This window comes from Leptospira stimsonii (genome assembly GCF_003545885.1).
Lineage (GTDB): Bacteria > Spirochaetota > Leptospiria > Leptospirales > Leptospiraceae > Leptospira > Leptospira stimsonii.
The window spans coordinates 13016-36197 of the sequence record NZ_QHCT01000014.1 but is presented as its reverse complement, the minus strand read 5'-3'; the positions used below and the strand labels follow the sequence as shown (position 1 = coordinate 36197).

At 43.9% G+C, this 23182-nt stretch carries 20 protein-coding genes and 2 pseudogenes; 11 read left to right on the top strand and 11 right to left on the bottom strand.

Translation table 11 applies throughout. The features are described 5' to 3' along the window. Window positions 1-56: 56 nt before the first annotated feature. The 6 genes and pseudogenes from DLM75_RS25095 to DLM75_RS23105 all read left to right on the top strand — a co-directional run. A pseudogene (locus DLM75_RS25095) lies at window positions 57-303 on the top strand (hypothetical protein); the annotation flags it as partial. Between the two features lie 296 nt (window positions 304-599). Then, a pseudogene (locus DLM75_RS25090) lies at window positions 600-1424 on the top strand (Gfo/Idh/MocA family protein); the annotation flags it as partial. Window positions 1425-1435: 11 nt separating this feature from the next. Further along, the gene (locus DLM75_RS23120) at window positions 1436-3157 is read left to right on the top strand and encodes an ABC1 kinase family protein (protein ID WP_118970878.1); all 1722 of its coding nucleotides are present in this window, start codon (window positions 1436-1438) and stop codon (window positions 3155-3157) included. Beyond that, the gene (locus DLM75_RS23115; protein ID WP_118970877.1) at window positions 3154-3702 is read left to right on the top strand and encodes a lipoprotein signal peptidase; all 549 of its coding nucleotides are present in this window, start codon (window positions 3154-3156) and stop codon (window positions 3700-3702) included. The genes DLM75_RS23120 and DLM75_RS23115 overlap by 4 nt, the downstream gene beginning before the upstream one ends. Window positions 3703-3706: 4 nt before the next feature. Then, window positions 3707-4234 (top strand): cyclic nucleotide-binding domain-containing protein, encoded by a 528-nt coding sequence (locus DLM75_RS23110; protein WP_118970876.1) that lies wholly within the window; start codon window positions 3707-3709, stop codon window positions 4232-4234. Beyond that, entirely contained in the window at window positions 4227-5294 is a 1068-nt protein-coding gene (locus DLM75_RS23105) for an AI-2E family transporter (protein ID WP_118970875.1), read from the top strand. The genes DLM75_RS23110 and DLM75_RS23105 overlap by 8 nt, the downstream gene beginning before the upstream one ends. A gap of 475 nt (window positions 5295-5769) precedes the next feature. On the opposite strand, the gene DLM75_RS23095 is transcribed toward DLM75_RS23105, so the two are convergent. Beyond that, window positions 5770-6288, bottom strand: coding sequence for a YcxB family protein (locus DLM75_RS23095; protein WP_118970873.1), 519 nt, complete (start codon window positions 6286-6288; stop codon window positions 5770-5772). Between the two features lie 661 nt (window positions 6289-6949). Between DLM75_RS23095 and DLM75_RS24350 the strand changes: the two genes are divergently transcribed. Next, window positions 6950-7120 (top strand): hypothetical protein, encoded by a 171-nt coding sequence (locus tag DLM75_RS24350; protein WP_158586514.1) that lies wholly within the window; start codon window positions 6950-6952, stop codon window positions 7118-7120. 103 nt (window positions 7121-7223) lie between these two features. Here DLM75_RS24350 and DLM75_RS23090 read toward each other — a convergent pair whose 3' ends face one another. Beyond that, complete coding sequence (locus tag DLM75_RS23090; RefSeq protein ID WP_118970872.1) at window positions 7224-7943, bottom strand: carbon-nitrogen hydrolase family protein; 720 nt, start codon at window positions 7941-7943, stop codon at window positions 7224-7226. A gap of 19 nt (window positions 7944-7962) precedes the next feature. After that, on the bottom strand, window positions 7963-9828 hold the full coding sequence (locus DLM75_RS23085) for a hypothetical protein (RefSeq protein ID WP_118970871.1): 1866 nt from the start codon (window positions 9826-9828) through the stop codon (window positions 7963-7965). 121 nt (window positions 9829-9949) lie between these two features. Here DLM75_RS23085 and DLM75_RS23080 point away from each other — a divergent pair, with 121 nt between their 5' ends. Beyond that, window positions 9950-10318: an STAS domain-containing protein gene (locus DLM75_RS23080; RefSeq protein ID WP_118970870.1), complete on the top strand. Its 369-nt coding sequence runs from the start codon at window positions 9950-9952 to the stop codon at window positions 10316-10318. Continuing rightward, on the top strand, window positions 10315-11055 hold the full coding sequence (locus tag DLM75_RS23075; RefSeq protein WP_118970869.1) for an LA_1326/LA_4305 family lipoprotein: 741 nt from the start codon (window positions 10315-10317) through the stop codon (window positions 11053-11055). Before DLM75_RS23080 ends, DLM75_RS23075 begins: the two co-directional genes overlap by 4 nt. A 958-nt stretch (window positions 11056-12013) precedes the next feature. Here the strand turns inward: DLM75_RS23075 and ileS are convergent. From ileS to DLM75_RS23025, 8 genes are all read right to left on the bottom strand, one after another. Next, window positions 12014-14758, bottom strand: a complete 2745-nt coding sequence (gene ileS / locus DLM75_RS23060; RefSeq protein ID WP_118970866.1) for an isoleucine--tRNA ligase — start codon at window positions 14756-14758, stop codon at window positions 12014-12016. A gap of 7 nt (window positions 14759-14765) precedes the next feature. Then, window positions 14766-15419: a leucine-rich repeat domain-containing protein gene (locus DLM75_RS23055; protein WP_118970865.1), complete on the bottom strand. Its 654-nt coding sequence runs from the start codon at window positions 15417-15419 to the stop codon at window positions 14766-14768. Between the two features lie 16 nt (window positions 15420-15435). Continuing rightward, window positions 15436-17673, bottom strand: coding sequence for a phosphoribosylformylglycinamidine synthase subunit PurL (gene purL, locus DLM75_RS23050; RefSeq protein ID WP_118970864.1), 2238 nt, complete (start codon window positions 17671-17673; stop codon window positions 15436-15438). A gap of 413 nt (window positions 17674-18086) precedes the next feature. Further along, a complete protein-coding gene (locus DLM75_RS23045; protein WP_118970863.1) occupies window positions 18087-18446 on the bottom strand; it encodes a DUF2752 domain-containing protein in 360 nt (119 codons plus the stop codon). A 9-nt stretch (window positions 18447-18455) separates the two neighbouring features. Beyond that, on the bottom strand, window positions 18456-18785 hold the full coding sequence (locus tag DLM75_RS23040) for a TM2 domain-containing protein (RefSeq protein WP_118970862.1): 330 nt from the start codon (window positions 18783-18785) through the stop codon (window positions 18456-18458). A gap of 738 nt (window positions 18786-19523) precedes the next feature. Further along, window positions 19524-20003: a hypothetical protein gene (locus tag DLM75_RS23035; RefSeq protein WP_118970861.1), complete on the bottom strand. Its 480-nt coding sequence runs from the start codon at window positions 20001-20003 to the stop codon at window positions 19524-19526. Window positions 20004-20102: 99 nt separating this feature from the next. Continuing rightward, window positions 20103-20366, bottom strand: a complete 264-nt coding sequence (locus tag DLM75_RS23030; protein ID WP_118970860.1) for a hypothetical protein — start codon at window positions 20364-20366, stop codon at window positions 20103-20105. A gap of 418 nt (window positions 20367-20784) precedes the next feature. Next, the gene (locus DLM75_RS23025; protein WP_118970859.1) at window positions 20785-21264 is read right to left on the bottom strand and encodes a flavin reductase family protein; all 480 of its coding nucleotides are present in this window, start codon (window positions 21262-21264) and stop codon (window positions 20785-20787) included. A gap of 214 nt (window positions 21265-21478) precedes the next feature. Between DLM75_RS23025 and DLM75_RS23020 the strand changes: the two genes are divergently transcribed. Both DLM75_RS23020 and yqeK read left to right on the top strand, forming a co-directional pair. Further along, window positions 21479-22516 (top strand): DUF3089 domain-containing protein, encoded by a 1038-nt coding sequence (locus DLM75_RS23020; protein ID WP_118970858.1) that lies wholly within the window; start codon window positions 21479-21481, stop codon window positions 22514-22516. 58 nt (window positions 22517-22574) lie between these two features. Beyond that, window positions 22575-23162, top strand: a complete 588-nt coding sequence (yqeK, locus tag DLM75_RS23015; protein WP_118970857.1) for a bis(5'-nucleosyl)-tetraphosphatase (symmetrical) YqeK — start codon at window positions 22575-22577, stop codon at window positions 23160-23162. The last annotated feature ends 20 nt before the right edge of the window (window positions 23163-23182 follow it).

Genomic DNA, 23182 nt, shown 5'->3' with positions numbered 1-23182 from the left:
ATCCAAACAAAATATCTCTTGATTCCAAGTCGGAACCCCGAAATGCTTTGCCCATCATGATTCCCGTCCTACTCATCGGCCTTGGAAGAATCGCGTCTCTTCTCGAAAAGGATCCTCTCCGAAATCATCCGTGCACGCACGCGGGATCGATCTTTTCTTCTTGGGGGAAAAAGAAATTCGTTCTTCTGGGAGCGATCGATCCGTCGGAAGAACGACGGAAAGAATTTTGCAAAGATTGGAATATTCAAGAAAACAAATGTTTCTCCGACTTCAGAGAATGGTTTGCGTTCTTTTCCTCCGAAACAAAAGAAAATGCGGAGAATTCACCTTTCAAAACAGGAGATCCGACTTCAAAGTCCGCAAAGGCCAATCATTCCGAATCAAATCCAAAAAACTTTCGGATGCGCTCCAAGGTTTCGGAAAACGAAATGGCTTCTTCTTCCCCAATTTTGAAAAAGAATGGAGCTCCTACTTCTAACGCTTCAAAAGAAAGAACTACTTCCCAAGCGACCGGTAAGGTCGGAACCTCATCCAAGACAAAGACACCCCTTCTTTCCTTTCATCCAGATTCGGAACCAAAAAGTAGGAATTCACACCTTCCAAAAAAAGACATCGATCTCGGAAATTGTCTCGTCGTGATCGCAACCCCTTCCGACACACACTTTGAACTTGCAAGAACAGCGATCCGTTTTGGATTCCGACATTTGCTTGTGGAAAAACCGGTCTGTCATTCTCTTCCTCTCGCAAAAAAACTCGCAAGACTCTGTAAAGAAACAGGGACGGATCTCCGTGTCAATCACGAGCGGCGTTATCATCCACTCTACAAACGAGTTCGCAAATGGATTCAAGAAGAAACCTTCGGCCCGGTCCGGACGATCCGAGCTTCCGTTCTCACTTCCGCACGAAATCCTGGAAGGGCGATCCTCGATCAAACCGGCCCCCTCTTTCATGACGGAACTCACGCCGTCGATCTCCTCACTTGGTATCTCGGAATCCCGGAACGCATCCATTCCGTCCTTCGGTCCTATCCCCATTCTCCTGTCGAAGAACAAGCGGTGGCCCTCCTCACGTATCCAAAGGGAGAAACCGTATTCTTAGAGGCAGGTGGAATGCGGAAATACTTTCAGTTTGAGTTGGACATCCAAACGGAATCCGCGCGATTTCTCGTCGGGAACGACGAGGTCCGATTTTGGAAATCCAAACCTTCACGAAAATACAAAGGATTTAATAGTTTGACTCCGGTTTCAATTTCCGAAAAATCTTCCGCAGGCTCGAATCCGTTTCTCAATCTCTACGAAGCTCTTTTCCTCCATCTCAAAGGAAAACCTTCTCAGATCACGGGAGATATGGAGGAGAATCTTCGGATTCTTTCCATCTTGGATACGATTCGGAAGAAAGCCGAAAAAAGAATCCTAGAGGTTTAGAATTTTTGTCCATGCTCGTTTCTTCCACAACCGGAACAGCCGAACCTCAGGAAACACAATCCTACAAAAGGCATAGTAGCGCCTGGAGATTCTGGAATGCCAGCACCTTTGTTTGGAAAAAGATCTGGTCTATATTCTGGTTTTTTAAATTAGGAAGAATCTTCTTTCCTTCTTATCGAAACGAAGCCGTTCAGGAAAAATATTTCCGGAGTTTAGGAACGGACAGTCGGAATTTCTTCTTATCCATGGGCGGGGTTTATATCAAACTCGGTCAATACCTCGGAAACCTCTCCCATATCTTTCCGGATTCTTTTACGGAATCTCTTCAAGACTTGCAAGACAGAGTTCCTCCCCATCCTTTTTCCGAAATCGAAGAACGGTTTCGTCAGGAATTCGGAAAAGAAATCACAAAGGTCTTTCCCGATATTCGAAACGTTCCGGAAGCGAGCGCATCGACCGCGCAAGTTCACGTCGCTTCGATCGGAGGACAAAAGGTCGCAGTCAAAGTTCTCTATCCGGGAATCGAAGCCCTCATCGCGAATGATCTCAAAAACATCCGCTCCTTTCTCAAACGGATCAACCGCTATCTCTTCCGTTTCGAATACAAAAAAGTCCACGACGAAATCAGTCACCTGGTAACTCGGGAAACCGATCTCCAACTTGAAGCGGATTCTTACGATCGAATGAGAACCTTCTTTGCGGAAGAACCGGACTACGTGTTTCCGAAAGTCATCCGTCAATTTTCAGGGAAGAGTGTTCTTGTTACGGAATTTATCGAAGGAGTCAAGATCACTCGCGCGACTCCCGTTCTCAAAGGACAAGCAAAGTCTAGACCAATGGAACTTCTTGTGAGGGCCTATGTCCTCATGATCTTTCAGTATCGTTTTTATCACGCCGATCCTCATCCCGGAAATCTGATCTACACTCCGGATGAAAAACTTTGCTTTATCGATTTCGGCGCGGTCGGAGAAATGGGAGCGAACGGGGTCTTCGCTCTGAAGAAGATTTTTCTTTCTGCGATCAGCAAAGACTACTACGGCGTCGTTTCCGGATTGGAGGACATCGGCGCGCTTTCGGAAAACGCGGATCGGGACAAACTCGAAGAAGTCGTCCGTTATTCTTTGGAAAAATTAGGAAGATTTATCGCCGATACGGATTATTTTAAAAATCTCTCTCTGGATCAGATTCATACGAGAGAGGACATTCTCTTTCTCAAGGAGATCAATTCCAGCCTGAAAGAAATTTTTAGAATGATTCAGATCCCTGAAAATTTCATTTTCCTGGAAAGGGTATTGGGTTTATTGGTAGGGATCACTGCGATCCTGGATCCGTATCGAACCGTTTTAGACTACGGTGAAAAACCGTTCCGGACAGTCGCCACCGGCAAAGAAGGCGGACTGGAGTCCCTTTTGTTAAACGAAGATAAGAATCTTTTAGGAAACACACTTTCCATTCCCGGAGAATTTTATAAAGTCCTCCAGAACATCAACCGGGGAAAACAAGGAATTCAGCTTCGGGAAGTGGAACGCCACACCCGAAAGATGTATATCCTGGGGCATCAGATTCTTTATTCCGGATTCTTGATTGCAGGAATTCATTTCGGAAATTATTATCTCGAAAAAGGATTGGAAACACAGAGCTGGGGATTTTTCGGAACCTCCGCGTTTTTCGGACTTGTACTCATCTATTCATTCTGGAAGAATAAACTTAAAAAGAAAGGAAACCCCTTGTGAAATATTTTGAAAAACGATTTTTAGACGTCTATCGTCCTCTCTATCTGGGCGTCATCTTTATCGGCGTCGTCTTGGATCTTCTTACGAAGTTTCTCGTGATTCTTTACTATCAACCGCATCGTTACGTGGAAGTTCTCGGTGACTTCTTCCGAATGACTCTTACGTTCAATACCGGTTTTGTTTTCGGCGCCTTCCAGGACAACGCGATTCCATCCTTGGTTGCGACCGGAGTTGCGATCGTCTTTTTGATCGGTTACAGATGGAAGAATTTCGATCTCGGAAATCCTTGGGGTTGGAACCTCGTGATGGCCGGAGCCTTCGGAAACTTCCTCGATAAATTCTTCGTAAAAATTCCGGGAACCGGTTTTAGAATCGGTTTTCAACCCAACGCGGGAGAATACATCGGAGTTGTGGACTTCTTAGATTTCGACTGGCCGGACTTTTTACTCTTCTCCCGTTGGCCGGCATTCAACGTGGCAGACTCCTGTGTCACGATAGGACTTACGATTCTTATCCTAACGATGAAACTCGAAGAGGAGAAATAATTCTTTGAAAGCCTTGGACCTGCCCATCTGGAGAAAAATATTCAGCCGAAAGGAAGCGAACAATAAGGAAATCATACATTTTCTTCGGGAGACGAGCGTCTTTGGAAGAATGAAAAAAAGAACCCTGATTGAGATCGCGAGAATGGTGCACGTCCGAGAATACCAAGAAGGGGAAACCGTCTTCAGGCAAGGAGAAGTCGGAGCGGGATTTTATCTCGTCTACGAAGGTTCGGTTGTAATCCGTTCCGTTCGAGACGGAATCGAACTTGATCTCGCACATCTCGACCAACACGCGTTCTTCGGAGAACTTTCGCTCTTTACGGAAGAAAGAAGAACCGCGAGCGCGATTGCGATGGAACATACGACGTTGCTCGGATTTTTTCAACCGGACTTAAAAGAAATCATAGAAACAAAACCGAGAATCGGAATCGAAATTCTCATGAGCCTTTCCACGGTAATCGTGGAACGACTTCATAGAACGAACGGACTTCTCGAAAAAGCCTACTTTCGAGGAAAACAAAAGAATGCGTGATCCGGAAAGAAGAGAACTCTCCGAGTATTTCATTCGAATCGTTTTTTTTCTGATCGTCGCGTTTACGATCATAGTCTCCTTGTGGGGACTTCAGCTCCTTGCGGTCCCGATCGTAATGGCGCTTTTGATTTTTTATGCGTTCAACGGAACGATCAACAATCTGGAAAGTATCGGGATTCCGAGAATTCTTTCGATCGCGATTCTTATGATTGCGATCAGCATTCCGATCTATATCTTCATTAACTCCGTCGCGCCTCCGATCGTTTCCACCCTCAATCCGATTCTTAAAAATTGGAAACAAGATCTGGACGACGCGAAGTTCAAGTATCTGACCGTAACCGTAAATCTTCAGTTCAACGAATTCCCTGCGAGTTGGAACGAGACCTTAAGACCGGATGAACTCATCAAAAAAATCGCCGAACTCATGCACGAGCAGGTGAAAAGTCTCGTTTCTTATTTTCCGACTTTGATCGGTTATATGATCATCACTCCCCTATTCGCATTCTTATTTTTGCTAAACGGAAATGGGATGTATAAGAATCTGATTTCTCTGATTCCGAATCGTTATTTCGAAATGGCATTGATGGTCACCTATAAGATCAACGAACAGATGACGAACTATCTCAAAAGCCTTATGATTCAGAGTGCAATCATCTGTGTCGTTTCGACCACGGGCTTTTATATCATCGGGCTTCCTTACTTTTACATTTTCGGATTATTCTTGGGGGTCGCGAATTCGGTGCCGTACCTCGGTCCGATCATGGGTGCGATTCCACCGTTATTCTTCTCTCTTGTCATCGGAGGAAGCTCCTCTACGGAACTGATGACTTCTATTCTGATCGTCGTTTTGATCGCGCAGATCATAGACAACTTTATCATTCAGCCGGTTGTAATTTCAGGCTCCGTTTCTTTACATCCGATCGTAGTCGTCGGCGCGGTGACCGTCGGTGGGGCGGCCCTCGGTCTTGTGGGAATGTTGATCGCCGTTCCGATGGCCGCAATTTTAAAAGTCACGATCCAGACGTTTTACAGTTCGATGAAGGATCACAATTTGCTGTGAGCACCCGATCGCGGAAGATTCACTTTCCGAATTCGTCTAACGGACTTGAATTCGAAACAAAAGTTTCGATTCCCTAAAAAGAAAAAGCCGACCCCGTTTCCTTAACTCCGGAAAGATTGAAGTTTAGTTTCTCTTCCAAGCGCAACTCCGTCGAGAGAGAAGTTTATTGAGAACGTATCGAAAAAGCGCCTTTTCAAAGGACGTGCATTCCTACCCAAAAGTTCTCTGGATGGCGGAAGATCCTGTCGGATCTACGACGGTCCTCCGTGAAAGTCGCGCGCCCCGCCCAAATTTCGGGTGGAGGGGAGCGGTGGCGGGAAAAACCTCGGATGACTTTGCTATATCACAAAATTCTAATTTTGCAAGAAAAAAGTTCCGCGTAGGAACTCCGACAAACCCTTCTTCTTAAGACGATTCTCATTGCAATTCCTCCCAGCTTCCGGCTAAGGACATTAGGAAAAAGAAGAAGATGAATCTAAATCACAAAACTCTGAAGTTTTTCCAGAAATTCCTTCTTCTCTGAAGCCTGTATGGAACTTTGCGGAACAATCAAGGCGTTCAGTGAGGATACGTATAAAAAGAAGTAATCCCTTGTTTCGATCACTTCACTGATCGAACCCGGCTTAAACTGTGCGGAAGTAAATGACGTTTCAAAGAGAAGCTGATCATTGGATAAAGTGATTTTTTGTTTTCCGATCATTCCTTTGTTTTCTTTCTCGCGAAGCATTTTATCGACATTGTTTCGGAGTCGCCAAAAATAGAGCCGGTCAAAAAGAAAAAACCAGGCGATTGCAAATAAGAATATTGGAATATTGAAGAGAAAGGAAATTTCGTCTAGGTTCGTATAGTTTAACGCCAAAAAGACGAACGAGGACCAAATGGGAATGATGAGTTTTGCGATCATTCTTTTCTTTTTTGAAACCTTGGAATGTCGAAAATGATATTCATTGAAGTTTACTATATCTTCCAAAGTCAATTCGTAGGAGATCTGCATAGAGTGTATTACCGGTTAAGTTTGTTAGAATAATATTCTGAATCTTAGAATCGGAAACGATTTCGATCAACAATTGCGCGTCTGCACCGAAAGAGATACAAATTTTCCGAAATTCTATTACGAATGAAATAGAAATCCAATTTCAAGTTCTTTTTCGGAAAAATATCATCGGGATCTCCAAACCCAGTCGATTCTTTTTAACAACAAGCGATCTTTTTTAATGTAACTGAATTCTTACAAAAGGATGAAAAAAACTGTTCCAAAATTGGAATCATTCCCTGCTAAATAATTTCCTTAAGCCGGTATAAACGCGAGCGTTACGGATTCTTTTTTACGATTCCGGAACTTTCGAACCATTGTCTTGTGGTTCCATTTTGATTTGTGCTCCTCCATCCCGTGAACTCAACTTAGCGCCTCCCTTTCATCGTCCTAACAGGTTTTGGCAAAAAGTCATCCAAAACCTTTCTGCATTCTCAAGAACACTCTGTCGGATCTACGACGATCCTCCGTGAAAGTCGCGCGCCCCACCCAAATTTCGGGTGGAGGGGAGCGGTGGCGGGAAAAACCTCGGGTGACTTTGCTATATCACAAAATTCTAATTTTGCAAGAAAAAAGTTCCGCGTAGGAACTCCGACACACCCTTCTTCTCGAGACAATTCCAATGCAACTCATCCCAATTTCCGGTAAGGCTTTGCGTTTTGGGACAAATTCTAAGGCAGAAGGAAACGTTAAGAACCGAAGACCAAATCATGATCAGAGTAAAATAAAATCATTGGATCGAGTCGTCCGGATTCATGTCCTATTTTTGACAAAAGTGATCATGAGAATGTAGTTTGAAAAATGCAATCTTGCCGACAAATTTATTTATCACGACAAGTAAAGGGATGCCGGCTTCCTCCCTTTACGAAAAGAGGAATCGGATTCTTCCTTTTTTTTTAGAACAGTCCGTTGACCCCATTGATCGTCACGGTTTTGATCACTTCCTTGTCTTTCTCCGATTCGGCGACCTTCCAGTTGACTCCGGAAGCAGTCGAAAGAAGACTTCTGCCGACTCCAACACGACCTAAAGCGGACCCGACTCCGCTGACCCTCGCGATAAAAATTCCGGATTGAGCGGAAAGTTTCGCATAACGTTCCAAATCTTGAGCGTGAGTAGAATCCGCTTCCAAAACGGAGTCGATATGAAAAAGAAGATTTACGTTTTGAGATCTTAGTTCTTCCAGACGTTTCGGGTTTTCGATTTCCTTTCCTGTAACGATTCCGAATCGAAAGCCGCTCATGATAAAAATGGTTTCGGATTCGCCCGTTAAAGCAGGTTTTTCCACGGGAAGAAGTTCGTGTTTTTCGTACCAATCCACCACCACAACACTCTGGATGATCGGGACCGAAAGTTTCATCTTCCCAGAGTCGTCCTTTCTAAAAATGGAACCTCCGATAATTACACCTTTATAATATTCTGAAATTTGCAATAACTCGTCCGTCAGCGCTTTTGCTTTTTCCGAAGATCCTTCCGGAGTGGAGGATGAGTTATAAAACGGAAAGTATTCCGGAAGAAGGAGAAAGTCCGACTTCTCCTTCGCAAGTTTCGACTTTTGTTCGTTTGTGATGGGTTGATTGAGATGTTTTTGAAAAAGTGTTACTTTTGCGGATGCCAATAATCGATACCTTCCTGATTTAATCCCCTAAGATGGAAGGATCCACACCGAGCGAATCCGCATCCAGGTTCTCGGAAGAACCGACTTCTCCTTGAGCGCCGCCTCCGGAGATTCCAAGATCCGATTCTCCGGTAGGTTGTTCCGTCTTGATTCCGAATTCTTTTTCCATCTCTTCCGCGGAAAGTTCGGTAACTCCGCCGAAAAGATCCCCGTTCTCAAGTCTTCCTGCGAGAGCGATCGCATAACAATAGGATTCCATAATACACTGTTTGATCGGCTTTTTATTGAGTCTTCTCTTGGATTCCATGAGGTCGAAGGTCATCAGCTCGTCCATGTTCGTGACGATCTCTTTTTTCGATTTCATATCCGCGATCAGCTTTTCCAAAATTTCTCCGGTCTTTTCCACGAATTCCTTCACGGTGACTCTTACGTTTCTGGATTGCTGACTTCTTTTTGTCTCCAGCGCGCTGGTTTTTTTGGACGCTTCTATGTAGTTCGCGCCCGGATTCTTTAGATGATTCTTTAGTTCTTTATAATATTGATCGTAGATTCGAAATTGTTCGATGGAGGCTCTTGAGGTTTCATAATGGTCCACCATCTTTTCTCGGTAGTCCACTTTCGCCCCGTTTACGATCGTAGGTTTGATTTCGATCTTCTTCGTCGTCATCACAAAGGAATATTCCGCGTCGAACTCCTTGAAAAACAACCATGTTAGAAAGGCCTTGTCCGCCGCGGGAATCAGTTCGTATTCTCCCTTCGGATCGTGTTTTCTTCTGAGTTGATCGAGAGGAAGCATACGCATTAGCTTCAGACCGTATTTTAATTCCTTGCTTAGAGAATCTTCCGGATTGACTTCTTCCTTCTTTTCCTCTTCGACAACTTCTTCTTCGGGGGCCGCACCTCCCGAGATCTCATCCAATTCTTCTCCTTGTTGTCTCTGTCCCGGTTTTTCCTCAGGCAAAACTCCGATGACGGCTTCCATCGTATTACTCAAGAGTGGAATATTCTTATTTTCGTTTCGAAGAACGACAAGATAGAGTTTTTCAAACAAGGTTCCGTAGAGATAATCGAATTCCTGCAACGCCCTCTTCTTCTTTGTGTTGTAGATGCTCGAAGGTTTTCCTTCCAATTTTTCGAGGGCCGCATAACCGAGGTTAATCGCCTTTACGTAACTTCCCTGAAACGGATAAACATAGTATAATTTTCTAAAGATAGAATAAATCGGATCTCTGACACGGGAAATTCCCACCGGAAGATCGGGAGCCGCGTTATGCGGTTCTATGACTTGATTGACTTCCGCGTTGTCATAAAGTTTGTGCATTCTCCCTATGAGTTCTATGTAGATCGGATTTTGTGCGTCGAGTTCCTTCGCAATCTTTCCCGCATAGGCCGGGTTTCCTAAAATATCGTTCCCCACAAAGTTCATTTCTAGGATGGCTTTTTTTCCGGAAAGATTGAATTCGGATAAGAAGGAAGGTAGAAGTTCCGAAGAGGAAAATCCCGTAACTCTTCCTAACCAACATTTGATTCGTACGGAGAAACGATTGATAAAGTTTCCCATTTCGTCTTCGAGAGCTTTACGATCTCTCGGAGCGGGTCCTCTCGATACCGAACCACCCTTTCCTCCGGAAACGTTCGAAGATCCGGATCTCCCTGCTGAGCCTCCTCCCGGACGAGAAGAAGAATCTCTTCCGCCTGCCTGACTTCTCTGGCCTTGACGAACATTCGGCTGACTCGGTTTACGCGCGGCTTCTTCTTTCTTTTTATCCTTTTCGTTGACGACCTTGCCGCCAGCGGACTGGAATTTATCGAACATTTCTTTTCTGGCCTTATCATCCAGATTGTTCACTCCGATGGAGCGTTTTGTTTTATCAAACTCAGCCATAATGCAACCTTTGCAATCCCGCGTCTCAGTTCAAATTTGCAGTTCTGAGAAATAAATCAAGAAAGATACTGGTTCATTTTACTTCTTGACAGACCTTTCTTCCGGGTGTTTTTTCGATCTGATGATCATCCGCAGCGAGATTCGAGAGAACCACATCGTTCTTAGCGTTCTTGAAGATATTCTGATGGATAATTCGAGGGATTTCTACTACGAATTTGAAGAATCGGTAAAAAGCGGAAGTCCTGAAATCATCAGTTTTTTCCTCGGAAAGGTTAAATTCATAGATTCTTCCGGAATTGGCATCATCATCAAAGTACGGAATCAAATCCGAGAAAAAAACGGCACCGTCAACATATTCGGACTCAATAAATCCCTAAACTCGGTGTTTCGACTATCGGGCCTGGACAAAATTGTGAACCTTTATACGAACGACGAGTTTCTAAACAAGTATCCGATTTTCCAGGAGTTTGTGGATCAAAATTCTAAATGAAACTAATATTCAAATCTTTCTCTGTTCTTATCATTCTTCTCCTCGTTCAATGCTCTTGGGTTCACGAAAGAGGAATCTTTTTCTGGTCCAAAAGTCAAAACCTAATCTATAACTCGGAAGAGGTCGCGTATTTCAAAATTTCCCCTTCCAAGGTCGAGCAGTTTGACGAGTTCGTTCCTCCGGGTCCGTTTTCTCATCCCGTAGATCTCAAACCCGAGCAGTGGAAGGACCTTTTAGGAAATCTCAAATACGTTAAAAAGTCCTCTCTCGGTTTTTTTACAGATCATGTCTTTTCCGATGGAGAATTGGAAATCATTGCAAGAGATCTTCCACACGTGATGAAATCTCTTCCGGAGAACAAGATTCTTGTTTTGATTACGAAATACGATGACATTCAATCCGTGATCTCAACGGAAGAATTGACCACGGCACTCATCTGGGGTGAGAAGACAAAGGTGAATCTCGTCTTTGGGAAGATCAAAAGGGAAATCATCGACAAGAACATCGGTATGGATTTTGCTCTTTGGACCGATATCAGACAGATTTATCTTACGAACGTTTCGGATGGAACGGAGATTTCGGATAACGGATCCGTTCAGTTCCAGACGGTGAAAAATGTTCCCAATCGCAAATGGGTTGTTTTTAATTTGGATCAGATGGAACAGTATAAGTTCAAACCGAGAAAGAGAAATGAAATTCGAAGACTTACCGATGAAAACGATCGTCCGGGCGGTTGATTTTTTCGTTTTCTTTTTTCATTCTTCGGTCCCTAAATTCCTAAGCGGGAGATTTCCAAAAAAGGGATTCTCTCGTTTCCGTTTGGCCCCGCCAATCTCCGCTCAAGCTCAATCGTTCGACTCTTTACGAAGAACTTGTTTCCATTTTTTGAAAGAAGATTTTTACTTTCTCGATCGTTTCAAAAGAATTGATCGAGACCAATGCAATCTTTTTTTCTCGGGGCGTTCATTTGTCGGAAAAAGTTTTCAGCTTTGTATCGAATTTATAATATTTGTGTGAGTTCCTACTTTTAGAAGAATCTCGGCTTTCGAATATGATTCAATCTTTCGAAAATGGGAGTTCCGACTTAAAACGCGTCAATCCGACCTATACGATTTTGTAAAAGTGTGAGTTCCTACTTTTTCTATCTTCGAGAATGTTTCTGGAACCGTTGATTTTTCTTTCAAAATCGTCCTCGAAGAACAAACGCGCTTTTGGACAAAATGTGTGAGTTCCTACTTTTTCTAAAATTCGAAATCCAATTTCTTGAAAGAATATCGGGGGGTTCCGACGATTTTGTATTTCGAATCGGCACAATTCTTAACGATTCGACTTTGTGAAAGTGTGAGTTCCTACTTTTTACGTCTTCGGAATGTTTCTGGAACTGTTGATTTTTCTTTCAAAACCGTTCTCGAACAACAAACGCACGTTTGGACAAAACGTGTGAGTTCCTACTTTTTCTGGAGAGATTCTCTGAAAAACATTCCACCTTCGGTTTTTTTCTGATGAGGAAGATTTTTTTCTTCTCAGACGATTCTGAGAATGCGGGAACTCCCGCGATTTCCAAAGAGATACGCTACACAATTTTGAAAAGAAAGATCGGTCCGGGCTAATTTCAGGATCCATTTCCCGGAGAGGGGGTAGCGAAAAACGCGAATGCGTTTGTAGCGAGGGGGAAACTTCCCCCTCCTTTAACCTTCAACCTACGACGGACTTACAACGCCCGCAGAGATCTCCTTCTTTTGCGATGTCTTCCGTATGTCTCCAGCAACGAGGACATTCTTCCTGAGTCGGTTTCAAAACTCTTACGGAGAATTTTTCGTTCTCGTGGGATGAGAGGACTTCCAACTTCGGATTTGTCTCGTGCACTTGTGATACGACAAAGAGGAGTTCCAACGTTTCCCTTGGTAAGAGTTTCGTGAGTTTCGATCCGTCTTTCGGAACGATCTCCAGACCCGCCTCGAGCGACTTTCCGATCTTTCCTTCTTGTCTTGCAAGCTCAAGGGCCTTCTGCACGGCTTCTCTTGCCAGCAACGCGGATTCGAACTTTTCTTCAAGCGCAGGATTCTTCCAGGCTTTTATTTCCGGAAACGTTTGCAAGAACACGGATTCTTTTTTCCCATTGGAAGCCCAGACTTCTTCCGCGGTAAAACTCAAGATCGGCGCTGTCAAAATACATAACGTTTCCAGAATTTTTTGGAGCGCCGTCGCTGAGGATCTTCTCGTTTTGGAATCCCTCGCGTCGCAGTACATCCGATCCCGGATCATATCGAAGTAATCCTGAGACAAGGTCACGGTACAGAATAGAATGAGTCTCTGATAGATCTGATGAAACTGATACGTTTCGTAACTCGCACTTGCGTCTTCGACGAACTGCGCGAGTTTGGAAAGGTAGAATCGATCGATTTCTTCCAGTTCTTCGAAGGGAAGGTTTTCCTCTTCGCGATGTCCATCTAAATTTCCCAAAAGATATCGGAACGTATTTCGAATCTTCCTGTATTGTTCGGATACGATCTTCACGGATTCCTTTCCGACTTTGATATCGTCCCGGAAGTCCAAGGAACTCACCCAGAGCCTCAGAATATCGGCCCCATATACGTTGATGATATCGGTCGTCGGATCGATCCCGTTTCCGAGAGACTTGGACATCGGGTGCCCTTTTTCGTCCAAAACATATCCATGGGTCAATACCGTTTTAAAGGGAGGAATTCCTCTTAGTGCCATCGAAGGCCAGAGAGAAGATTGGAACCAACCCCTGTGTTGATCCGATCCTTCCAAATAAAGATCCGCCGGCGGCTCCCCTTTTCTTTCGTCTAACACCGCAAAGCTGGAAACACCGGAATCAAACCAGACGTCCAGGATATCGTTTCCTTTCTTGAATGAATTCTTTCCGCACTTCTCGCACTTTGCATCGGAAGGTAGAAGTTCGCTCGCTTTTTGAGAATACCAGATCTCGATTCCTTTTTCACGAACTTTCTGAGTAAAGAATTGAATCGAAGCCCCGTTGATATGAGTTTCTCCGCAAGCTTCGCAAGTAAACGCAGGAATCGGAACTCCCCAGTTTCTCTGACGAGACAAACACCAGTCAGGTCTTGTCTCTACCATAGAACGGATTCTCGTGATACCCCAGTTCGGAATCCACTGAACCCCGTCGATCGCTTCGAGAGATTTTTCTCTGAGTTTGTTGAAGTCCATCTTGAAAAACCACTGCGGAGTCGCGCGAAAGATCAGAGGTTTTTTACTTCTCCAGCTATGTGGGTAAGAATGTTCGAACTCACTGTGATGAAAAAGGAATCCCTTCTCTTTCAGGAGTTCTATGATGAGTGGGTTCGCGTCAAAAACCTTCGTTCCCTGCATCATTGGAAATTCATCGGTATATTTTCCGTAGTCGTCTACGGGCGAAAATGGTTCCAACCCTGCCGCAAGCCCAACCTTGTAGTCGTCTTGCCCGTGCCCTGGCGCCGTGTGAACACAGCCCGTCCCCGCTTCCAGAGTCACGTGATCTCCAAAGAGAGGAATGGAAACTCGATCGATAAAAGGATGTTGGAATTTGAGAGCCGAGAGTTCGTCCGCAGTGACCGGTTTTACTTTTGTCAACGCCACCCCGGTAGCGTTCGTAACGTTTTCGGCGAGTCCGTCTGCGAGAATCAATTCTTCTCCGGACTCCGTTTTAAAAATAGAATATTCAATTTTTCTGTTAAAGCAAATCGCAAGATTCGCCGGAAGAGTCCAAGGAGTCGTCGTCCAAATTAGACAGTAACGATTCGGCTCTCCGATCACGGGAAATTTCACATAGATCGAAGGAGATACGTGTGGATAGTATTCTATCTCTGCTTCCGCGTGCGCTGTCGCCAAATCGATCGACCAATAGACCGGTTTTTTTCCGCGATAGACGTAACCTTCCTGAAAAAGATCTCCGAACACTTCCACAATTCTTGCTTCGAAATCGGGAGACATCGTTTTGTAGATTCTTCCTTCTTCCCAGAAACAAAGAAAACGACTCAAGTCCTCGCTCTGTTTTCCAACAAACTCTTCCGCGTAATTTCTACAGAGTTGTCTCAGTTCTTCCGGTCCGGTTTCACGCGCTTTTTTACCGAGATTCTTTAAAACCTGAACTTCGATCGGAAGTCCGTGGCAATCCCAACCCGGAATCATGTCCGTATAAAATCCGGCCAGCGCTTTCGATTTTACGATCGTATCTTTTAAGATCTTATTGAGCGAGTGCCCCAAGTGAAAATTTCCGTTCGCATACGGAGGACCGTCGTGAAGGATGAACTCTTTTTTCCCTTTTCTAAGTTCTCTCATCCTATGAAAGATTTTCCCCGACTTCCAGGCTTGGATCTGCGCGGGTTCTCTTTTTGCAAGATCCGCTTTCATAGGAAAATCGGTCTTGGGAAGCAATACGGTGGACGAATACGGATTTTCTTTTTGTGTTTCGCTCATATAAATATCAATAGTCGATTTTTGTCTTCGGGAGAATCGCCTGGAGTTTTTCCGCGTCCTCTCCTTTGAGTGAGGTTTTTTTAATATTCAATCTTTTTAAAAGAGTGAGATTCTTCAGCTTGGTGTAATTTGCTGGAAGACTTTTGATTCCAGTATTCAGACTCAGATCCAATTCTTCCAAGCTGGAAAGACTCGCGAGAATGTCCACGTCCGTTTCGGTGAGAATCAGTTTGTTCTGATCCAGATAGATCGTTTTGATCTCCGGCAAGAACAAAAGTTCGGATGGAAGATTGGCGAGATCGTTGTTCCCTGCGAGAAGAACTTTCAGATTTTTTAATTTAGATAGAGCGGAAGGAAAGGTTTTGAGGTCGTTTCCAAAAACGTTCAGTTGTTCCACACTCTTACATTCTCCGAAAGATTCGGGAAGGGAAGCCAAACTGTTCAAACGAAGATCGAGACGTTTCAGGTTCGGAAATTTACAAGCTCCTTCAGGAATCGAGGTCAGCTTTTGCATACCCAAATCGAGTACCGCGATCGAATCCGCGCTTGCGTTCGCTTCGTTTAATATTTCTTCCACATTCTTCTTACATGCGACAAAGACAAGGCTCGTCGCGGAGAGGAGAAGAATCAAGGTTTGCTTTTTCGAGAAGAGAGACTTCATTCTTTCTTTTCCTTTTTTAGAGTGCGAATATGGCTTCTAAACCGTTTTCATAGGGTTCGCTCAACTGATCAAAAGAAAGACGGATTCCTTCTTTTTGAAATTCTAATACTCCGCTTTCGTTCGTCTTTCCGACGGAATAGAATTTGAGTCCGGAAGCTTGTGTTTGTTTTTGAATCTCTTCCTTCTCGGAAGATACAAAGCCGACGAGAACCGCCGTGGAAGTTTCTCCAAAAAGAGTCAGATCGAGACGATCTTGTTTGAGAGAACTCAAGTCCGCGGAAATTCCAAGACGAGAAAAAAGAACCGTCTTTGAAAGCGCGATCGCGATTCCTCCGAGAGAAAGATCTCGGGCCGATTTCAAAATTCCTTTTTCATTCAAGGAAAGAATCAAATTGCAGAGCGCCAATTCTTCTTTGATATCGAGTTCCGGAATGGCTCCGTTGACTTGTCCCTGAATCTTCTTTAAGTATTCACTTCCACCGAGAGAGGGGCGGAAGTTTCCGAGGACCGCAAGCTCGATTCCTGCTTCTTTCGGAAAATTGGAAAGAAGTTTTGTTTTGTCCTGGAGAATTCCCACCATTCCGATCGTGGGAGTCGGAAAGATCGGGCCTTCCGGAGACTCGTTGTAAAAGGAAACGTTTCCTCCGGTTACGGGGAGTTCGAGAAAACGGCAGGCGTCTCCCATTCCTCGAATACATTCCGAAAACATATAGTAGTTTTCCGGAATATAAGGATTTGCGAAATTGAGATTGTTCGTCACCCCGAGTGGACGAGCGCCGGTGACATAGACGTTACGAGCCGATTCACAAACCGCAAACTCGGCGCCCTTGTAAGGATCCAGATACGTATATCTGGAATTACAATCGGTCGCGGTCGCGAGCGCCTTGTTTGTGTCGGGGATCGAGGAAAGTCCTCCGTCGAGTCCGGGCCCGATGAGTTTTACGAGTCCAACTTCGCTGTCGTATTGTTCCGTGATCGGTCTTCTGGAACAGACGTTCCAAGAAGAAAGAATTTGAATCAGGACTTCGGTCGCATTCTTACCCGAAGTTACGTCGGGAAGAGAATCCGGTTTCCAAGATTTTACCGCGTCCAGATAAGAAGGACGTTTGGTTTCGCGTTCGTAACGAGGAGCTCCTCCGCCTAACACGAGACATTCGGCGGGGATATGGGCCTTGCGGATTCCCCCCATAAGAATTTCGATAAATCCGTCGTGCGTGATTTCTCCGATTTGAACCGCATTCAAATTCCATTTTTCGAATATAGATACGAGCTCGGCTTCTTTTCCTTTTTTAGGAACCACAAGCATTCTTTCTTGAGATTCGGAAAGCATCGCTTCGTAGGCGTTCATTCCGGTTTCGCGGAAAGGAACTAGATCCAAGTTGATCTTCATCCCGGTCTTTCCCTTTGCGCTCATCTCCGAAGTCGCACAGGAAATTCCCGCGGCGCCCATGTCTTGAATTCCGATCAAGAGCCCTTTCTGGATCGCTTCGAGACTCGCTTCCATAAGAAGTTTTTCCATAAACGGATCTCCGACTTGAACTGCGGAACGTTTGGATTCCGATTCTTTCGAAAGGTCTTTGGAAGCAAAGGAGGCTCCGTGGATTCCGTCTCTTCCCGTCGTAGCTCCGACGATATAAACCGCGTTTCCGATTTGTCCACCGGTGGTCGCGCTCGCCATCTGATCGTGACGAACAATTCCGACCGTCATCGCGTTTACGAGAGGATTTTTAGAAAAACATTCATCGATAAAAAGTTCTCCGCCTGAAACGGCGATCCCGAGAGAATTTCCGTAGTCGCCGATTCCTTTGACCGCACGAGAAAGAAGGTATTTGTTTCGAGGTTCGTCCGGATTTCCAAAACGAAGGGAATTGAGAGAGACGATCGGACGCGCGCCCATCGTAAAGATATCTCTCATGATTCCACCGACTCCGGTCGCGGCGCCTTGATACGGTTCCACGGCAGTCGGATGATTGTGACTTTCGATCTTAAAAACAACCGCGAGTCCGTCGCCGATATCCATCGCGCCCGCGTTTTCTTCTCCGGCTTGTGCGAGGAGCTTGTCCGAAGAGGTCGGGAGCGTCTTTAATTTTAGAATCGAGTTTTTATAAGAACAGTGTTCCGACCACATTGCGGAGAAAATTCCGAGTTCTGTGGAGTTCGGGATTCTTCCCAGGATGTCCTGGATTTTTTGAAATTCTTCTGCGGTAAGCCCGTGTTCCAGGGCGTCTTGTAAGGAGACGGCGTCTTTTTCCATCGATTGTCAGTATTTTTTCCGAGTCGCACTCTGAAAATCAAATATTCCGATAAATTCAAACGAGGAGTTCCCGCATTTGTCGGGAGGAGCGAAGTTTTCAAAAGAAAGAATTTGCGACCTTTGAAGAAATCCCTTTTTGTGAGAGTTCCCACAAAAAGGGATTTCGGTTTTGATTTTTTTGAAGTACGATCGGCCCTTTCTTAGGAGTTCCCGCAGTCAAAAAACAATTCTGAGTTTTCAAAAGAATCTTACGGAGGCAAAGGAAATTCTCCTTTTCCGAGACCGAGCTTCTCCTCCGAAAAGTCAGGGAAATTCTTCCAAGAAAGGTTGGAACACCCGCGTTCCTCCGACTTCTCTCGAAAGTAGGAACTCATACTTTCCCCCACGTTCGCAGACCCAAACCTTCTTCGGAATCAATCCGGAAAAACACGATTCTTCAGGGAACGGATTTTGGGAGAAAAGACCCAATGTAAGAGACAGGAAACAAAAAGAGGAAATGTCAACCAGATCCAGGAATTGTAATGATACGCATCTTCGAAACGAAAGTGTAAAATACACCAAAAGCCTCTCGTCGTTCCACAACCCGGACATTCCCAATCAAAAAGAAAACGAAAGAAACAAAGAGGAAGCGGATCATAAATAAATTCTTCCGGAATCGAATAAAAAATCCAGGTAGCAACGACGACGAAAGCAAATCGAACGTGTCTTGGAAAGCGTTGCAGAAAAACAAAAATCCCATGCCTGTGGCGCTTTCTTTTTGAAACCAAAGACATGGGAACAACTTAATTCCTTGCGATCTTGTTTCCCTTTGAGTCTTTAAAATTCCCCGTAATAATCTTGATCAAATCGATCAACGCCCAAAATCCACAACCGCCTCCGGTGAAAAGCATCAAAATCCCTGTTCCGGTCTTACCCGTATAAAAACGATGCGCGCCCAGGATCCCGAGGAAAAAACAAAGTAGAAAAGTGGTCATCCAATTTTCCGAAACACCACCCGAGCCGCCTTTCTGACGAACTCCGCACTTCGGACAAATCTCCGCTTCCCGTTTGATTGCCGAACCGCAAGAACCACAAAAGACTTCGTCCACATTTTTTTCTCTAAATTCACTCATTGAAGAACCTCCAGCATTTGCTAATATTTAATTTTAGAATCCGTTATATACGATTGCTCATCTCAAGGGATTCTAAGGACATATTTTGGATAAAATAGTCGGTTTGAAATTTTCATTCACAGAGATCGACGAGTTCTCTTTGTTACACCTGAAGTTCTGCGCGATTTTCTAAATCTGATTTTTTCAGAAAGAAATTGAGAAGTAGAACGATAAGGGTTCGAAATCGTTTACTCTTTTTTTCTATTGGAGAGGAATGGAGAATGAGAACATTTATGAAATTAAAATACATCTTGCTTTTGCATCCGCGATTCGATCAGAGCAGAGTCCACAAAAGTCGGGAACCATTGCTCTGGATTAGGATACCATACATTTCATTCTAATGATCGCTCGTTATAACTTGAATTTATTTTTGTGAAAAGGAATGGATCCCCCTCTTCGGAATGAGGATTTAAGAATCGAAAAAAGGCCACTCCCAAAATCGGAAACTGCAAGAACATACAGAGTAGTTTATAATTTTAGAATATATTCCCTTTGTAGTTTCGCAGGACTTGCGTTAGGATCTATCTAAACTTTGATTTATAATCGCAGACTTGTATTTAGAAGAATAAGACGAAGCGAAAGATTACCGAACCTTCGGAAAGAATCGCACATTTTTAAATCGGATTCGAATCTGGATCTCCGTGGGCAAAAGTGACTCGGTCCGAATTTTAGAGAACGGAAACAAAAAAGGAAGAAGGTCTATTCTTCCTTTCGACTCAAAAACGATTCCAACTCTTTTACCAATTCTTTCGAATCTCCTTTCACCGCGTCGAGATCGATTAATAAGTACTGGATCGTATGGATTCGCACCTTTAAAAACAGATACTGTTTTTTAGGAATGATCTTTAGGAGTTCGTTCGGAAGTATTTTAAGTTCGCCTTTCTCATCGGAGATCTTCAGTTCTTTTTCAGAAATCGAAATTCTTCCCTCCGTGTCTTGAAAACGAATTCTTCTTAGAAAAATAAAAGGCCTTAGAATATAATAGATGCCTATAATTCCAAAAAACAATGGAATCACGTACCGATCCGTATTCTTATAAAAATAGAATTCCAGTGCGGAAACGATCAAAAGTAGGATCGGTAAAAATCGTCTTTGAAACCAAAGGATCGGTCGGTTATAATAGCCGAAGAGATAGTTCTTCCTTTGTTTTTTTACATCCAAAACATAAGAATATTCCATAAAACCTCCGCGATTTCCACATCCTAAAGATAGGAACGTTAGGATCAACCTTTCCCGAATTTTTCTCAATGAAAAACATCGAAATGAAGTTGCGAACGTTTATTTTTGACAATGGGTGAGAATGTATTCCATCAACACAGGACGCGGTTCTCCGGAAGGCTTTTTTTTCATCCATCCTCCGTCTCCCAATTCCAGAACGGAAAGATTGCAGATTTCATCCTCTCCGTTGACTCCCGCTTGAGAAAAGAGAAAGAGGGATTTCCAAAATGAAAAGGGAGATTGGGAAGAATATAAAATTGGGACTGTAAGAAAAAGGGAACAGAATAGAAAGAACGTTCCCAAAATAACGAATAATTTCTTCATTGAGCGTTTTTGTTTTACCTCGGAATCCAAGCCCTCAAAAAGGAATACGAAGTTTGAAATCAAATGCGCCAAACTTTGTTCCGAATTCTTCTGAAAATCATCGTCCGAATTCGGTTTTTTTACGAATCACAGTTCTTTTGGAATCCGTTGGTTGAGTGCTTAAGGGCCGATCGATTCCATTGCTATTTCTTCTTGAGTCCTAATTCGATTTTTTTTATCGAAATAGAATAGAATGATAATCGAATTTTGAGAACAGAGAAACCTCCATTATAAAGAGAAGCGTTTCTGATTATAAAATGAATGAGAACATTGGAATCCGAAAAACGAGGCTTGGATTAAAGGAAAGAATACTTCCGCGTCTACGACCTGTTACTTCATCTCGAAACGCGAGTCTCATCTACTCCAAATTGACTTCTTATCAGATCGAATAATAATTTCTTCGATAATACAATAAAGGACGAAGAGAATCGTCGGCTCCGGCGGAGATGACTCTTCCGATTACGATGGAATGATCTCCTCCGTCCACGAATTGATCCACTTCGCATTCAATGTAAGAAAGAGTTCCCGGAAGAATGGGGAGACCCAATTCTCCTTTTTTACACTGTAGTTCTTCGATAAGCGCGTGTTTGTCGGTTTTTCCCGATGCAAATTGATTGGAAAGAGAATCTTGTCCTTGTGCTAAGATATTGACGACGAATTTTCCCTCACTCCGGATCGGATCGTGACTTGCGATATTCTTCTGCAAACAAAAAAGAACAAAAGGAGGATTGAGAGAAAGAGAACTAAAACTGCTTACGGTAAGGCCGCTCTGTTTCCCTTGATGAGAATACGTTATGACGGTGACGCCAGACGGAAAATGAGAAAGCGCATTCTTAAATACTTCGTCCGTGATTTTCATAGTGTCGATCTTAAAAATGCAAAACTCCCTGTCAACTTCTCATCAGAACCGATAAGACAAAGATGAAATTTTCATAACCTCAGGAATTCTTTGAAAAACTTTTTCCTTCTTTCGGATCCGATAAACCGAATTGACACACCTGCATTTGGCAAATAAAATCGGAAGAATCTTGAAGATATTCATCCGCTCCCAAGTTTCTATTTCGAGGTTTGTTATGCGAATTCGTTTTCTTTCCCTGCTTTCGATTCTGATTTCTACATTCTTTTCCCTTTCTTGTCTTTGGATCATCCGTCCTTCCGGAAATTATTCCGAGCAGATAAGACCGCAGGAACCGGATTATTTACTTTTGAAATCCTGGTCGGCGCTACCTCAAACGAAAGACGATGCGGATAAGGTTCCTTCGGAATCCACTCTTCAAGACAAGCAAAGTCAAGCGCCGGTCGACGTCTTTTTTGTTCACCCGACCACTTTCTACGGTAGAGATTGGAACGCATCCTTAGGAGACGAAAGAGTGAATGAAAGAACGGACGAATCCACAATCCGACAACAAGCGAGCGTTTTCAACTGTTGTGCTAAAATTTACGCACCGCGCTATCGACAAGCGACGTTGTATTCTTTTTTGGATTCTGAAAACGGGAAACTCTCTCTTGAATTAGCATATCAAGATGTACTTAAGTCTTTTGAAACGTATCTCAAAGAATGGAACGCCGGTAGACCGTTTATCATCGCTTCCCATAGCCAAGGCACTTACCACGCGATCAGGCTCCTTCGGGAAAAAATCGACAACTCACCTCTCAAAAATCAGCTCGTAGTCGCCTATCTACTCGGAGGAGCGGTCCCGATCGATTCTTATAAAAATATACCGATTTGCTCTAATCGAACACAAACCGGTTGTTTCATAAGTTGGCGAACTTATGGAGAAAAAGCGGAGGTTGGAAAACTCCCGCACGACCTGAAAGGACCTTATGTGTGTGTGAATCCGCTGAGTTGGCGTGCGGACGAAACGATTGCAGTGGCCGACTTGCACGCAGGAGGAGTGAACGGGAAATTCAAAACGATCGAACCGAAACTCTGCGATGCAAAATGTACCGATGGAGTTCTTCGAATCTCAAAACCGAATGCCAAAGGTTTTTCAAGGTGGTTCGGAGAGAATTATCACGTATTGGACTACGGAATCTTCTATCAAAATATTCGAAATAACCTTTCGGAAAGAATCGAAGCCTTTCTTCGATCCAAGAAGAATATAAATTGAATTCTCGTCGGACTTTCTCACCATCGCACTGAAAATCAAATTCGCAAAGGAGAATTCGATGACTACCTCCGAATGGGAAACAAGAACGCAAGAGTTTAAGAGAATCGTACCGACTGAAATAACGATCACCCGTTGGGAACATTCTCTCAAGGTAGCCGAAATTGCGAAAGAGTTAGCGATCCTTCATTCCAAGGACGAAGCGGATCTCGCGTATTTGGCGGGAATCGTTCACGATATCACAAAACAAAAAACTTCGGAGTTTCACATAACGTTATTTAGAGAATCCGGTCAGGAAGAATTGGAACAACTCCCTTCCGCCGCTTGGCACGCCTACTCGGCGGCGATCTATCTCAAAAAGCAGTACGATTTAAAAAACGAATCCGTTCTTTCCGCGGTTCGAAACCATACTCTGGGTGCGGAAACACCCGGACCATTGGATTTAATTCTTTACGCGGCGGATTTTTTAGGATCGGAATACGCCGAAAAAAATCCTCTCTATCCCGAATGGAGAGAACAAACTCGTAAAAATCTCTATTGGGGTGTTCTTTGCAAAGCGAAGAACACGATTCTCGATTTGATTTCTACAAACAAAAGGATACACCCCAGAACGATCGCGACTTACAATCTCGCAGTTTCGAAATGTTAAACGACTTACGATCCTTTTTC